The organism is Methylobacterium sp. E-012 (assembly GCF_057836545.1).
Genome location: NZ_JBYQEY010000001.1, coordinates 1,741,708 through 1,755,399, shown reverse-complemented (window position 1 = coordinate 1,755,399; position 13,692 = coordinate 1,741,708). Strand labels below are relative to the sequence as shown.

The 13,692-nt window shown below is 65.9% G+C and carries 11 protein-coding genes; 5 read left to right on the top strand and 6 right to left on the bottom strand.

The window, feature by feature from the left end; all coding sequences use genetic code 11:
- The first annotated feature begins 137 nt into the window (after window positions 1-137).
- The gene (locus AC3IF1_RS08310) at window positions 138-1,271 is read left to right on the top strand and encodes an AI-2E family transporter (protein WP_243966847.1); all 1,134 of its coding nucleotides are present in this window, start codon (window positions 138-140) and stop codon (window positions 1,269-1,271) included.
- 117 nt (window positions 1,272-1,388) lie between these two features.
- On the opposite strand, the gene AC3IF1_RS08305 is transcribed toward AC3IF1_RS08310, so the two are convergent.
- The 5 genes from AC3IF1_RS08305 to AC3IF1_RS08285 all read right to left on the bottom strand — a co-directional run bounded on the left by AC3IF1_RS08305 (window position 1,389) and on the right by AC3IF1_RS08285 (window position 7,607).
- Window positions 1,389-2,015 carry a class I SAM-dependent methyltransferase gene (locus AC3IF1_RS08305; RefSeq protein WP_243966846.1) on the bottom strand — a complete coding sequence of 209 codons (627 nt, stop codon included), beginning with the start codon at window positions 2,013-2,015 and terminating at the stop codon, window positions 1,389-1,391.
- A 521-nt stretch (window positions 2,016-2,536) separates the two neighbouring features.
- The gene (locus AC3IF1_RS08300) at window positions 2,537-3,400 is read right to left on the bottom strand and encodes a glycosyltransferase family 2 protein (RefSeq protein ID WP_489217145.1); all 864 of its coding nucleotides are present in this window, start codon (window positions 3,398-3,400) and stop codon (window positions 2,537-2,539) included.
- Window positions 3,401-4,042: 642 nt separating this feature from the next.
- On the bottom strand, window positions 4,043-4,822 hold the full coding sequence (locus AC3IF1_RS08295; protein WP_489217143.1) for an SDR family oxidoreductase: 780 nt from the start codon (window positions 4,820-4,822) through the stop codon (window positions 4,043-4,045).
- Window positions 4,779-6,125 carry an FAD-binding oxidoreductase gene (locus AC3IF1_RS08290; protein WP_489217141.1) on the bottom strand — a complete coding sequence of 449 codons (1,347 nt, stop codon included), beginning with the start codon at window positions 6,123-6,125 and terminating at the stop codon, window positions 4,779-4,781. The genes AC3IF1_RS08295 and AC3IF1_RS08290 overlap by 44 nt, the downstream gene beginning before the upstream one ends.
- Before the next feature lie 15 nt (window positions 6,126-6,140).
- Complete coding sequence (locus tag AC3IF1_RS08285) at window positions 6,141-7,607, bottom strand: UbiA family prenyltransferase (RefSeq protein ID WP_489217139.1); 1,467 nt, start codon at window positions 7,605-7,607, stop codon at window positions 6,141-6,143.
- Window positions 7,608-8,106: 499 nt separating this feature from the next.
- Here AC3IF1_RS08285 and AC3IF1_RS08280 point away from each other — a divergent pair, with 499 nt between their 5' ends.
- Window positions 8,107-8,493, top strand: coding sequence for a hypothetical protein (locus AC3IF1_RS08280; protein WP_489217137.1), 387 nt, complete (start codon window positions 8,107-8,109; stop codon window positions 8,491-8,493).
- Window positions 8,490-8,918, top strand: coding sequence for a GtrA family protein (locus tag AC3IF1_RS08275; protein WP_243972360.1), 429 nt, complete (start codon window positions 8,490-8,492; stop codon window positions 8,916-8,918). The genes AC3IF1_RS08280 and AC3IF1_RS08275 overlap by 4 nt, the downstream gene beginning before the upstream one ends.
- A 169-nt stretch (window positions 8,919-9,087) precedes the next feature.
- Here the strand turns inward: AC3IF1_RS08275 and AC3IF1_RS08270 are convergent, their stop codons facing one another.
- Entirely contained in the window at window positions 9,088-10,515 is a 1,428-nt protein-coding gene (locus AC3IF1_RS08270; RefSeq protein WP_489217135.1) for a hypothetical protein, read from the bottom strand.
- An 813-nt stretch (window positions 10,516-11,328) separates the two neighbouring features.
- Here AC3IF1_RS08270 and AC3IF1_RS08265 point away from each other — a divergent pair.
- Window positions 11,329-12,921, top strand: coding sequence for a TolC family outer membrane protein (locus AC3IF1_RS08265; protein WP_489220353.1), 1,593 nt, complete (start codon window positions 11,329-11,331; stop codon window positions 12,919-12,921).
- 197 nt (window positions 12,922-13,118) lie between these two features.
- Window positions 13,119-13,637 carry a PopZ family protein gene (locus AC3IF1_RS08260; protein ID WP_489217133.1) on the top strand — a complete coding sequence of 173 codons (519 nt, stop codon included), beginning with the start codon at window positions 13,119-13,121 and terminating at the stop codon, window positions 13,635-13,637.
- Window positions 13,638-13,692: the final 55 nt, after the last annotated feature.

The following is a 13,692-nucleotide window of genomic DNA, read 5'->3' as shown; positions in this document are numbered from 1 at the left end:
AACCGCAGCGGTTCCCCGGCGTTTCAGCGCGTGTCCACAATCACACGCCGCCGCGTGCGAAGACGTGCGTACCGTACGGCGGCGCAGGCCCGAGCGAACGGGCGCGACCGACCGCGCGTCCCCAGGAGATCAGACGGATGCCACCGATCACAAAGCCCCTCGCCCCGCCGGCGCGGATCGAGGCGCCGCCTCCGGCACTCCAGGACGGACCGCCGCACGAGCGCGCCCGCTCGCAGGGCGCGGCCCGCGTGCTGCTGGTCCTGGCGCTCTCCGCCCTCGGCCTCTGGATACTGCACGGGTTCCTCCCGGCCCTCGCCTGGGCGCTGGTGCTCGCGATCGCCCTGTGGCCGCTCTATGCCCGCCTGGAGCACCGGTTCCCGCCGGGCAAGCACAACATCCTCCTGCCGAGCCTGATGACGGTAGCGGTGGCGCTGGTCTTCCTGGCCCCCCTGGCCATCCTGGGCGTTCAGGCGGCCCGGGAGGCCCACGACGTGGCCGATTTCGTCCGCAACGCCGAGGCGAACGGCGTTCCGGCGCCGGAATTTCTCCAGCACCTGCCCTACGGAGCCGCACAGGCGACCGATTGGTGGAACAACAACCTCGGCCACGCCCAGGCCGGCTCGGACCTGCTGCACCGGTTCGAGAACAATTCCGTGATCGGGGCCTCCCGCAATTTCGGGCGCGAGGTGATGCACCGGATCGTTCTGTTCGGCTTCAGCCTCGTGGCCCTGTTCTTCCTCTTCCGCGACTGGCGGACCGTGCGGGACGAGTCGCTGACCGCCTGTCACCGCCTGTTCGGCCCGCGCGGCGAGCGGGTCGCCCGCCAGATGGTCGCCTCGGTTCACGGCACCGTCGACGGTCTGGTCCTGGTCGGCCTCGGAGAAGGGTTCATTCTCGGGATCGTCTACTACTTCGCCGGCGTGCCGCACCCGGTCCTGCTCGGCGCCTTCACCGCCGTGGCGGCCATGATCCCGTTCGGCGCCGCCCTGGCCATCGCCATCGCGGCCATCCTCCTGGTGGCGGCCGGCGCGACGAAGGCCGCCATCGTGGTGGCGGTGGCCGGCCTCGTCGTCACCTTCGCGGCCGACCACTTCGTCCGGCCCGCGCTGATCGGCGGCACCACGAAGCTCCCGTTCCTGTGGGTGCTGCTCGGCATCCTCGGCGGCGTGGAGACCTTCGGGCTGCTCGGCCTGTTCCTCGGCCCGGCCGTGATGGCGGCCCTCGTGCTGCTGTGGCGGGAATTCACCGAAGGTCCCGAGGCGACGGCCTGAGCCCCCCGGGCAGGCCATCCGGAGGCTGCGCCCCGGCGCCGATCACGGCGCCAATCGGCCGGCGCCTCGTCGGCGCCGGCCCAGACTCTGTCTCAGTGCCCCTCTAGGGCGACCGGGTCAGCGTCGGGCAAACGCCCAGACCGTGACGGGGAAGTTCTTCTCGTTATGGAGCGGCTTGTACCAGCCGTATCGCGGCCACCGGCGGAAGTTGGCGCGCACGCAGGCCCGGTTGCCCCAGGAGGCGGTCTTGATGTTCTGCGCCTCGAAGCCGCATTCCTGCAGGAGATAGGACATCCCCGTCTCGGTCCAGCGCGAGCAATCGATCGGGCTGTCGTGCAGCCGGATCAGGAACGGCGTGGTGACGATGAAGGTGCCGCCCGGCTTGAGCATGGAGAAGACGTTCTTACCCGCGCGCTGCGGCCATTTCAGGTGCTCGAAGACCTGATCGGCGATAATGAGATCGAACGTCCGGTCGAGCCGACCCTCGCAGATATCGAATTCCGGATAATCGGCCGCGGTATAGGACTTGAATTGAAATCTGCGCTTCCACTGCGGACCGGCCGCGATTTCGAGCGTATCGAGCCGATGCGGGGACAGGCTCTCGATGAACGAGAAGCACTCCCGGTACATGACCGTCCGAACCCAATCCGTCGTATCGTAGCCCAGCCTGTTGACGAGCGATCTGACGCGCGACCGCCCCCCCATCAGACCGGAAATCCTGTCGACGACATCCACATCGGCCATTCGATAACTCCGGTCCTCAGCCTATAGAGCGGCCGTTTCATCACCAAATATAGGATTTCGGCACGATGCCAACAAAGATTTTCTCGATCTCAACAGCATGACATTTCCTGACGATCTGTGCAGGATCTCTACACCGGCCTCCGGCCACCGAGCCGGCGACTCTTGCTTGACGTCGGCTGAAATAGGGCAAATCAATCCGTTGATTGGTGTGCCAACAATATTAAGCCTGACCGATCCGTGAAAGCGGGCTTTTCGGACCATCAACATGATTTAGCGGTCTACTCTTAACGTTAAGATCTCATACATCACACCAATCCCGACCAGATCACACGACACGGCCCCGACAAGCCCCCTGCGCGGCTCCTGCAAATGCACCCCACCCCCGGACACTGAGAAAGGAGCCGGAGGACCGGCATTCGACGCCCGCTCGTCACCGCAGCAAGACCCGGCGTCGCGCAGATCTGGCCCTCTGGAAGACGTTGCTTGCCGCATCGGTTTCATCCAGGCGCTCGCGTTCAGTCCTACAGGACCATGCGCTCGCCCGGTCTCGGTCGATCCAATAGGGCGACCGCCTGCGGATTGATCCGACCGCGGATCACATCGCACAGTCCGAGAATGTTGCCGAACAGCCTGCCTCTCCTGTCGAGATACGGCTCCGGAGAAACACTGCGCGTCACGTTCATCGCCATGTTCCGCAGCATGAGGAACAGCGCATGTCTCTTCTTCATGCTCCCCTTCTGGATCAGATAGATCGGATTGACGATCTGCGAGTATCCGAACTTCTTTCCGGGCGTACGACCCATCTTGATCCCGAGATGGACGCCCGCGACCGCGGACACATCGACGATCTTCCCGGTTCTGCTGAGCTGGTGCGAGAAGTCGACATCCTCCAGCCAGCCATAGAGCGGCAGATTCTCGTCGAACCGGACGCTCCTGGCGTGTTCGAGCCGAATCGCCATGTTGCAGCCGTAGCCGACGATCTTCTCCTGCACGGTCACCGGGCGCGCGGGATCATGCTGCGTCTCCTCCAGCATCCTGTTCGCCTCCGCCACCGGGATGCCGGGACCGATGATCCCGTCCTTGATGATGAAGCCGTTGGCCAGCGCGATATCCGGACGGGCCAGCATGATCGTCTTGATCGCGGCGAGATAGGTCGGGTGCACGAAAAAGTCGTCGTCGATGATGAGCAGGATCCCGTCCTCGCCCTTCAACATGTCCAGCATCGCGTTGCGCTGCGAGCAGGATCCCTTCGGGGCCTGGACATGAATCAGGTTCAATGTCGGGTCGTATTCCGGCGTCTGACACTCTTCATCCTCCGGCGTGCAGAGGATCACTTTGTCGGGACGCAGAACCTGCTGGCTGAGATGCTCGATCGTGCGGCTCAACAACTCTTTCCGACCCGAACTCGGAATGCCGACAACCAGACTCGCCATCTAATTTCTCTCTCTCAGGATTAAGCGATGAGAATATGCAGATCTGAACAGGCATATTGAAACACGATCAATGATCTCCCAGGGCAACCTCTGTCTTGAAAGCATCGATCGCCGGAATTCGTCGTTCCAATGCATGAGCAGCCGTTCCAAGCGGGAGCTGAAATACTCGACGCGGGATAGGAGGTTTTTCTGTCAATCTTCGGCGCTGGCGACCGGAGACGGCTTACGGCAAAGCCCGGATTTATCAAGTCCCGAACCGTGCTGAGGCCTGGTGTCGCCCAAGCCGGCGCGGGCAGCCCGTGCGGTCTCGACTGCGGCCGGGCAGCCCCGCGGCGACGGCTGGACGTTCGACCCGTCTCATTACCCCGCGGTGCGGCAAACCTGCCCCGACGCGAACCGACGAGGGATCCAATCTGCGTTTCGCGCAAACACAGGGCTCGAAATCACGCTCCGATGCCGACGATCCGCGCAATCATAAGTGCGCCGTCGCCACACCATCCACGAACGCTCAGCCGAAAGTGGACGATATCGACGACAACCACCTGGTAATCACTTCATCAGCGATAGAGATGACGTCGATAAGAATCCTGTACATTACATAGAGAGCCGCTTGAACACGATTTCCGGCACGTTCCGGATCACCGCCATGATCACCCGCCAGATCGGCCGGACGTAGATCGTGTCCTTGCCCTTGGTCACGGCCGTGAAGATTGCCTGTCCGACCTCGTCCGGCTGCGCGGTCAGCAGCGGCGGGAGCTTCATGCCGGCGGTCATCGCGGTCGCCACGAAGCCCGGCTTGACCGTTATAACCGCAACGCCCCGGCGGAAGAGGCGGTTGCGCAGCCCGGCCAGGAAGGCGGTGAAGCCGGCCTTGGCCGAGCCGTAGACGTAGTTGGATTGCCGACCCCGGTCGCCCGCGACCGAACTGATGCCGACGATGCAGCCGCTGCCGCGGGTCGCCATCCGCCGGGCCGCAGCCAGGAGGTAGCAGGCCGGCCCGGTGTAATTGGTCGCCATGACGGCGCTCGCGGCGTCGAGATCCGCCTCGCTGCGCGGCTGATCCCCGAGCAGGCCGACGACCATGACGACGATGTGCGGCAGTTCCGGGAGCGCGTCGAAGAAGCGCTCGGCCTCCCCGTCGGTGACGTCGAACTCGATCGCCTCGGCCGCGACCTTGAAGCGGATCCTGAGATCCGCGAGTTCGTCGGCCAGGGCGTCGGCGCGCCGGGCCGCGAGGATCACCGAAGCGCCGCTCTGGGCGAAGCGCCGGGCGACGGCGCGGCCGATATCCGAGCGCGCGCCGAGGATGAGGACGGACGATGGCGTCACACTAGATCTCCAGGCGATCGGAGAGGGCCGATCGGAAACGCCCATCGAGGCCGTAGCTTCGCCGGACGGCGTCGAAGCGCTCCAGCCGGGGATAACCGGAGCGCAGCATCGGCGCGCGCATCCGCGCGTCCTTGGCGAGGTAGAGCCGGCCGCCGCCCTCGATCACGATCCGGTCCAGCCGCTCAAGGAGCGCGAAGGTGTCGGCATGGGCCGGGAAGTCGAGGGCCAGGGTATAGCCCTCCCGCGGGAAGGAAAGGTAGCCGAACGACTCGCGCCCGAGCCGCTTGAGCACCGCCAGGAAGGAGGCCTGCCCGACGCGGGCGATCTCCGTGAGGAGCGCCGTCAGCCCGTCCCGGCTCGTTTCAAGGGGCAGCACGCACTGATACTGGACGAAGCCGTGGCGCCCGTAGATCCGGTTCCAGTCCTGGATGGCGTCGAGCGGGTAGAAGTACGGATCGATGTCGACGACCTTCCGGCCCGGCGTCTGGAGCCGGTAGTAGACCTTGTTGAACAGCGAGACCGAGAGCCGGTTGAGGGCGACCGTGGGGAAATCCATTGGGACGCGTTTGCGGCGGGGGGCCGGGCGCGCGAAGGGCGTCGCCCGCTGATCCGGCTCGATGTCCGCGGGCGTGGCGTGCTCCCCGAAGATGAGCACCGACCGGCCGAGATCCGCCCCGGAGGCGAGGCAGTCGATCCAGGCCACCGAGTAGGTGCGTGCGGCCCCCGCCTCGAACAGATCGATCGCGGTCGCGAGATCGGGCGCGCGGACCGTCTCCTGGAGGATCTTGGACGAGTGCACCGGGATCAGCCGGAAGGTCACCGTCAGCACGGTGCCGGTCAGCCCCATTCCGCCGCAGGTCGCGGCGAAGAGATCCGCATGTTCCGTCGGGGAGCAGGTCAGGATCGTCCCGTCGCCCAGTGCGAGGCGGACCGAGAGGACGTGATCGCAGAACGAGCCCGCCCCGTGGTGGTTCTTGCCGTGCACGTCCGAGGCGACCATGCCGCCGACGGTCACGAACTTGGTGCCGGGCGTCACCGGCGGGAACCAGCCGCGCGGCGTCAGCACCGCGATGATCTCGCTCAGGAGCGTGCCGGCCTCGCAGGTCAGCACCCCGGTCGCCTCGTCGAAGGCGACGAGCCGGCCCAGGCGGCGCATGTCGAGGGTCAGGCCCGGGCCGAAGCTGGCATCGCCGTAGGAGCGGCCGTTGCCGCGGGCGATGAGCGGCAGGCTCGGGGAACGCGCGGCCGCCACGGTGGCCGGGTCGCCCGGTGCCGCGACATCGCAGTCGCGGCGCGGGTACCGGCCCCACCCGCTGAGCGGGACGCGCGGGCGGTCAGGTTCTGGCACGTCGGGGGCCTGGGTTCAGATGGAGATGGCCAGCACGGCGGCGACGCAGGCCCCCGTCGCGAGGCTGATGCGATCGGTCAGGGCGTAGACCACCGGATCGCTGTGGAGCTGGTTACGGTTCGCGAGGAGGAACATGCGGCTGACCCAATAAATGAGCAGGGGGCAGATCAGCCACAGCCGGTTGGGGTGCGTGTAGAGCGCGGCCACCTCCGGGCTCGACATGTACAGCGCGAAAACGAAGACGGAGCCGTAGCCGGCTGCAGCGCCGAGGGGGAACAGGACGCGCAGATCGTCCGCTCCGTAGCTGCGGCCGTTCAGCGTCTGCTTCTCGCCGGGCGTCTCGTTCCGGAGGGTGGCCGTCAGCTCGCTACAGCGCTTCACGATGGCGAGGCTGGTGAAGAGGAAGAGTGAGAACATCAGCAGCCAGGGCGTCTGCGACAGCCCGAGGGCGGCGACGCCGCCGAAGACGCGGATCGCGTAGAGGCCGCCGAGCACCACGATATCGATCATCATCCGGCGCTTGAGATAGAACGAGTAGGCGAGCGTCAGGACGAGATAGATCAGGAGCGCCAAGCTGAACTTCAGCGGCAGCAGGAACGACACCGCGAAGGCCCCGGCGCCGAGGAGCGCCGCGAGGACGACCCCGTACAGGACCGGCACCGCCCCCGACGCGAAGGGCCGCCGGGATTTGCTTGGGTGGGCACGGTCGGCCGGAAGGTCGAGCAGATCGTTGATCAGATACGCGCTCGACGCCGCCATGCAGAAGCACAGAAAGGCGGTGAGGGACTCGAGGGTGCTCGGCGCATCGAAATGATGACCGGTCACCAGCCCTACGAAGACGAGGGCGTTCTTCGCCCATTGATGCGGGCGGAGCGCGCGGACGATGTCCCGGGGCCGGACCCGCGGCACGGCGACGATGCGGGCCTCCGGGAAGGACTCCATCACCTTGCGGGAGAAACCGCGGCCGTGGGCGACAGCCAGTACGTTGCGCGCCGCCCGCCACACCGGAAAGTCCACGGGGGCGTCGCCCACGTAGTCGAACCCTTTCTCGCCGAGTTCCGTCACGAGGCGCCTGGCCTTGGCGGCACCGGCCAGGTTGACGCCCGCCTCGGTCGAGAACACGCCGGCGATCCCGCCGATCCGGTCGGCCAGGGCCTCGACGAGGCGTCCGTCGGAGGCCGAGGCGAGATAGACGCGGCGCCCGGCCGATTGCGCGTCCCGGATCACCGCGATGGTCTCAGCGCGCAGCGGGATCGTCGCGATGCTCGGATCCGCGCGCTCGGCGAGATGCCGCTTGAGCTCGGCTCTGCCGCGGGTGAACAGCCAGTGCGGCAGCCGCCAGGCCTCGAACGGGAAGCGGGCCAAGAACTGGAGCGCCGACTCGTAGAGCAGGTCGCTCTTGATCAGCGTGCCGTCGACGTCGACGACGAGCGGAACGTCGCCCACGCCCTCGTCACGGATCGCTGCAATCGCGGCGCTCATGCGGGCACTCTCAGCAAGTCGTTTCCAACTGTTAAGCCGGCCGCTCTCTACTATTTTCCTCGGTAATCAGTGGAAAATTGGAGAACCGTACATCGAGGAATACGTGAGCTACCCACGCTGGAAATGTCAAGGCTCGGGCGGTAGGCGTCCCACCCAAAATGCCCTGGCGTGGCGGCGGTAACAACTGAGACGCTGCGAGATCGCCGGGTTGGAGCGTTGGCCGACGAAGTAAGTACCGGTTCAGCACCAGGGAAAGTGCCGTATCGAGGACTGGGATCAGTTTCCGATCGTCACGCGACCGGCGACGATTCTGGCAACTCAGCAGTCCGGAAGTCACAATCTATACCGCGGCCCGAGCCAATCCGCGTACTGCGGTAACGCTAATTCGTTGCGACACAATTCAATAAAGCGCCACCGAACGCGGGTACGTCCTTGTTGACCTGCGGCATATTCGATAGGGGTCCCGCACGGTTCGGCTTGTATCGAGAGATTCTCGCGGATGGGGCGGATTGTGATCACGAGCGGTGCGGGCCTCGTCGGTCAGAACCCGATCCCGTTCGTCCAGGCAGGCGGCTTCACCGCCATCGCGATGGTCGACAAAGCCACCGCGAACGCCGCGATCCTGAAAAAACACCACCCCGATATCGACGCCTTTGTGGCCGACATCGCCGTCGATGACGACCGGCAGGACAGGCTTGCCGGGGTCGGTGCGCTGGTCCGCGCCCAGCCGCTCCGCGAGCGCGGTTTCGCCGCGCCTCTGCCCACCGCGCAGGGGTCGAACGCCCGACTTCCCATCGCCGACATCCCCTTCGCCTGCCCGGAAGACCGTGGGATGTCGCCGAGCGTCCGGCGCGCCAACGCGATGGGCGCGGGGATCTCGGCATGAGCGCAGCGGCCACCCGACAGAGCGACAGGCGGCAGCTCGCCAGCTTCGTGGTCACGGGCGGCACCGCGGCCCTGGTCAACCTCGTGAGCCGGTGGCTGCTGAGCTTCGTCGTCGTGTACGAGCTGGCCGTCATCGTGGCCTACCTCATCGGCCTGAACCTGGCTTTCGTCCTGGCACGGCGCTACGTCTTCACATCCACGGGTCACTGGCTCGGCGAATACGGGCGGTTTGCTCTGGTCAATGTCGTCAGCTTCCTGATCGTGCTCGGTGTCAGCAGCAGCTTGGCGCGCGCGCTGTTCCCGATGCTCGGGTTCACTTGGCACGTGGAGGACGTCGCCCACTTCATCGGCGTCGCGAGTCCGATCCTGATCAGCTTTTACCTTCATAAATACTATTCGTTCGGCAAGGTGGCGCAGCGAGCCTGATTGTCAGGGCCGCCAGCGGCTCGTCGAAGTTTAGACAGGGACGCCCCGGCCGGAGCGTCATCATGGCCGGAACCGGATCGGTCAGGACGTCATCCCAAGCGGGCCCGCCGGCAGGGCTGTTCCCGGGGCTTGCCTTGCCTCGGCCTCGAGGATCCGGATCGGACGGCCCTCACGTGGCCGGCACGCGCCGCGGCTTTATCCCGGCCGGCACTGCGGACGCGCTCTGTTCGCTCTCACTGACGGCCATCGACATGCCGGCGCAGATAAAGAACAGCAATCCGAGATCGACGAAGGGCGAGCCGATCGACGATAACACCACCTGGCTGATGCACGCCGAGCGCGTGGCCTTCTGAAAGCTCTTCGTCCGTCCATCGCTGGCAGGCCGCGCGAAGAAGAATAGGAGGACAAAAGCCAGATAGGTGATCGTCCCGATGACCCCGAGGCTTGCGAGGACCGCGAGGGGCCAGCTGGACGTGCGCGTGCTGCCCACGCCAACCCCGAGCCCATGGGTTTCAAAGAGGTTTTGCAGCCCTTGGTAATTCCAGGAGCTTCTCTCGACGCCAGAGTCCGAACTCAGCTTCTCCGAAAATGCGGCTTGGTAGATGTTCTGGCCCGCCGTCCAGACGGCTTCCTGAAGGGCGGCGAACATGACGATGAACACCACGACGAACGGGCCGAGAAATATGAAGATCGTCGCGTTTCTCGTGGAGTTGCGATGAATGACGAGCATGTACAAGCAGGTCAGGTATTCAAAAGCCACGACGATCGCCAGCCCGGCATAGGCCGTGGTGGACGTGGAGGCGATGACCGCGATCAGCGACACCGCGGCCGCAATGCCGGCTCTGCGGGGAAAGACCCCTTCGAGCCACAACCGACCCGTGAATGTGAAGAAGAACAGCGACGCCGACCCGTAGGTGGAGGCTTCGGAGAATGAGCCGACCACTCTCTTGAAGCCGGCCATCTCGACCTCGACGAGCATTGTATAGCCCGCATTCCGGAGGAACGACAACAATTCTCCGGTACCGGTCAGATAGGTCGCGACGTCGATCAATCCGAACGCGAAGTTCGCGAAGGCACAGACCACCACGGCGGAACAGAGCACCTCAAGATTTCGCGACCCCAATTCGCGGGAACAGGCGTAGAATGCGACATAAGTCAAAAGGTCTGAAGCAAAATATAGGCTTTGTGTTATGTTTCCGGTCGTCGGAACCAATGGCACCAGCGCGATCCGCACGCCATCACCGAGGCGCGCGATCGCGTAGACGTTGGTGCTTCCGGCGAACAGTCGCGTAAGCAACACCGCTCCGACCAACGAATACAGCACTGTGATGAGAAGCCAGAAGCCCGGGCGCGGAAAACTGAGGGAGGAGAGGCCGTCCGCGAGCCGATAGGGATTGGAGCCGATCTTCAGCAGGACGAAGAGGAGCATGAGATGTGCCGGCTGCAGGCTCGCTCCGCCCAGGAAGGTAAGGATCGCCGCCGCCGACGCGCCAAGGAGCGTACTGAGGAAGATCATGTAGACCGAAAATCCGGGGCCGCGTCCCAGGCTGATGAGCCCGACGACGAAGGCGATGACCCCGATCAACTCAATCTGCATGATGCTTCAGCTCGAGGACGAGGGCGTTTTGGAACGATGGCCGGCTTCGGGCGGCTGTTCTTGCCTGATCAAGGCCGGCATTCCTGCGAGCGGCGGATGATCGAAATTCCAGTCTTGCAGCCCTGATATCGATATCACGGGCGGCGATCAGGTGTGAAGCGATCAATCCCACGCATCCCTATAGCTATCGAAAACGCCTGGATCGCAGGCTTGCGCGACGATGCGCCCGATCGATTCAGGCGTGCCACAGGCGGGAGGACGCCCGCACGCGGCGATGCGCGGTGACACAGGCACGTCCCCCTGCCCCCACGACACCCGGAGCGATACACGGGTCAACGCAGCGATGGCCACACCGTCACGGGCACGCTCGAGGCGGCCGCGGGCGCAGTCTGTGGGGGCGGCACGGCTGCGGAAGGCGGCCACGGCGCTCCGGGATGTTCGCAGCGTCGAGGCGGGTCGCCTCCCCCTGGGACAGCCGATGCGCCGGTCGGCGCCCATCGGATCCGGGTCTCGACCGAGCGCGTCGGAGCCACACTTCGGACACCCGCACCACGAACAGTCCGCTGGCGGTCGGTGTGTCACCTTAATGCCCCAACCCCCGCACATTCTGACTCCCCCAACCCACCAGCCCGAGCCAAAGCGAGGGATTTGCGCTAAGCGTGACGGTGGGGTGGGCTTGATCGAATTCCAGCGGAACGCCGTACCTTGGCTGTTTGCTTTGCGCGTATTCGGATCGGAAGAGGCCGGAAGGGCTTGTTCATCGTGACACGACGTCCGCCAGCGAGTCGCTCCACATTCCGCACGGTCGGGATGATGGTGTCCGGTCTCGCGATCTCGGCAGCGGCCCCGGCCACCGCCGAGACGCTGGAGAGCGCTCTTGCGAAGGCCTATCAGGGCAATCCAACCTTGAATGCGGGCCGCGCGGGCGTGCGCGCGGTCGACGAGAACGTGGCGATCGCCCAATCCGGGTATCGGCCGCAGGTCAATGTCGGCGCCTCGATCGGGGTGCAATATCTCCAGACCCGCAGTGGCAGCACGGTCGCGGCCGCCGCCGGCGCAGCGTCCACCGGCGCGACGACGGCGAGCACTGGCACGTCCATCGGCGGCACGTCCGGGACCTCGGCGGGCACGACCGGCGTCGGCACGTCGACGGGTACGACCGGCATCGGGACGACCGGCACGTCGACCTCCGGTGTCTCATCGGGGACGAGCGGTTCAACGGGGTCCGGCGGCGGTGTCTCGACGTCCTCGACGGCGACCACGACCCAAGCCGTCACCTCGAGCCGGACGCTCCGAGAGACCTACCTCCCATCGACGGCGAGCCTCACCGTCACGCAGACGCTTTTCAACGGCTTCCAGACCGACAACCTGACGCGCCGCGCCGAATCGACCGTCTACAGCCAGCGCGAGACCCTGCGCTACACGGAGCTCACGGTCCTCTACAACGCCGTCCAGGCGTATATGAACGTCCTGAGCAACACCGCCACCCTCGAGCTCAACCGGAACAACGTCGAGGTCCTGGAGGAGCAGCTCCGGCAGACCCGCGACCGCTTCAATGTCGGCGAGGTGACCCGCACCGACGTCGCCCAGGCCGAGGCCCGGCTCGCCGGCGCGCGCTCGCAGGTCAGCTCCGCCGAATCGGCCCTCCGGACCAGCATCGGCATCTATCGGCAGAACATCGGCGTCGAGCCGCGCCAGCTCGCGCCCGGACGCCCGCTCGACCGGTTCGTGCCGGGCTCGCTGGATTCGGCTATCGCCGTCGGCCTGCGCGAGCACCCGCAGATCGTATCGGCCATTCACTCCGTCGACGCGGCGGAAGCGCAGGTGAAGGTTTATGAGGGCCAGCTGGCCCCGAACCTGAGCCTGCAGGGCTCGCTCAGCCAGGTCTACGACCAGACCGGCCCGAACCAGGCTTACTTCGTCGGTTTCGTCGGCGGCAAGCTGAACATCCCGATCTACGAGGGCGGCCAGACCTACGCGCAGATCCGGCAGGCGAAGGAGCAGGTCGATCAGGCCCGCATCCAGGTGGATCAGGTCCGCGACCAGGTGCGCGCGCAGATCGTCGATTTCTGGGGCCGGCTCGAAGCGGCCAAGGCGCAGGTCATCGCCGCCCAGGCGCAGGTCCAGGCCAACGAGGTGGCGCTGAACGGCGTGCGCGAGGAAGCCCGCGTCGGCCAGCGCACGACCCTCGACGTGTTGAACGCACAGCAGGAGCTCCTGACCTCGCGGGTGAACCTGATCGTCGCCCAGCGCGACCGCGTGATCTACTCCTACGGCGTGGTCCAGGCGATCGGACAGCTCACCGCCCGGTTCACGGCCCTGCCGGTCGAGTACTACAGCGCCAAGGTTCACTACGATCAGGTCAAGGATCTGTGGTTCGGCCTGCGCACACCCGACGGGCGCTGACGCCTTTTCCACGGGGAGTGTGTTGCGGGCGCGCTTGCCGCGGTGAAACGGCCTGGAATACTGATTGAACACCGACCCGTTCGGGTCACATTCCAGTCTCCCATGCCCGAGTGCACCTGCCGATGAGTGCAGCTAGCCCCAAAATCCCGGACTCGAAATTCCAGGACAAGGCTGCCGATAAGGCGCAGGAGCCTTCGATGGAAGAGATCCTGGCCTCGATCCGGAGGATCATCGCCGACGACCAGGCCACCAAGCCGGTCGAAGTCGCCCCCGAGCCGGAGCCGGAGCCGGATGACGTGCTCGACCTCGCCGAGGTCGCCCAGCCGGTGGCGCGTCCCCGCGCCGTCGTGCCGGAGCCCGAGCCGCTCGATTTCGACACGATCGACTTCGACGCGTCGGCCTTCGCCGAGCCCGAGCCGATTCCCGAGCCACCCGCACCGCCGCCCGCGCCCCCGCCCCCGCCGGCGGCGGTCCAGGCGCCGCGGCCGGCCGAGCCGGCACCCGAGGCCCTGGTTTCGCCGGCGACCGATGCCAGCGTCGGCAGTGCCTTCAACCTGCTCGCCCACACCGTCCTGACCCAGAATGCCCGGACCCTGGAGGATCTCGTCAAGGAGATGCTCCGGCCGATGCTGAAATCCTGGCTCGACGACAACCTGCCGGCCGTGGTCGAGCGGCTGGTGCGCGCCGAGATCGAGCGGGTCTCGCGCGGCCGCTGAGCCCTGTCCCCGGCGGTGCGGGCGTCGCGCCGCCGCCGGCGTGTTGACGGGAGCG

Coding starts and splice junctions, on each gene's coding strand:
- AC3IF1_RS08310 (WP_243966847.1), top strand. CDS start 138: ATGCCACCGATCACAAAGCCCCTCGCCCCGCCGGCGCGGATCGAGGCG.
- AC3IF1_RS08305 (WP_243966846.1), bottom strand. CDS start 2,015: ATGGCCGATGTGGATGTCGTCGACAGGATTTCCGGTCTGATGGGGGGG.
- AC3IF1_RS08295 (WP_489217143.1), bottom strand. CDS start 4,822: ATGGGCGTTTCCGATCGGCCCTCTCCGATCGCCTGGAGATCTAGTGTG.
- AC3IF1_RS08285 (WP_489217139.1), bottom strand. CDS start 7,607: ATGAGCGCCGCGATTGCAGCGATCCGTGACGAGGGCGTGGGCGACGTT.
- AC3IF1_RS08280 (WP_489217137.1), top strand. CDS start 8,107: ATGGGGCGGATTGTGATCACGAGCGGTGCGGGCCTCGTCGGTCAGAAC.
- AC3IF1_RS08275 (WP_243972360.1), top strand. CDS start 8,490: ATGAGCGCAGCGGCCACCCGACAGAGCGACAGGCGGCAGCTCGCCAGC.
- AC3IF1_RS08270 (WP_489217135.1), bottom strand. CDS start 10,515: ATGCAGATTGAGTTGATCGGGGTCATCGCCTTCGTCGTCGGGCTCATC.
- AC3IF1_RS08265 (WP_489220353.1), top strand. CDS start 11,329: ATGGTGTCCGGTCTCGCGATCTCGGCAGCGGCCCCGGCCACCGCCGAG.
- AC3IF1_RS08260 (WP_489217133.1), top strand. CDS start 13,119: ATGGAAGAGATCCTGGCCTCGATCCGGAGGATCATCGCCGACGACCAG.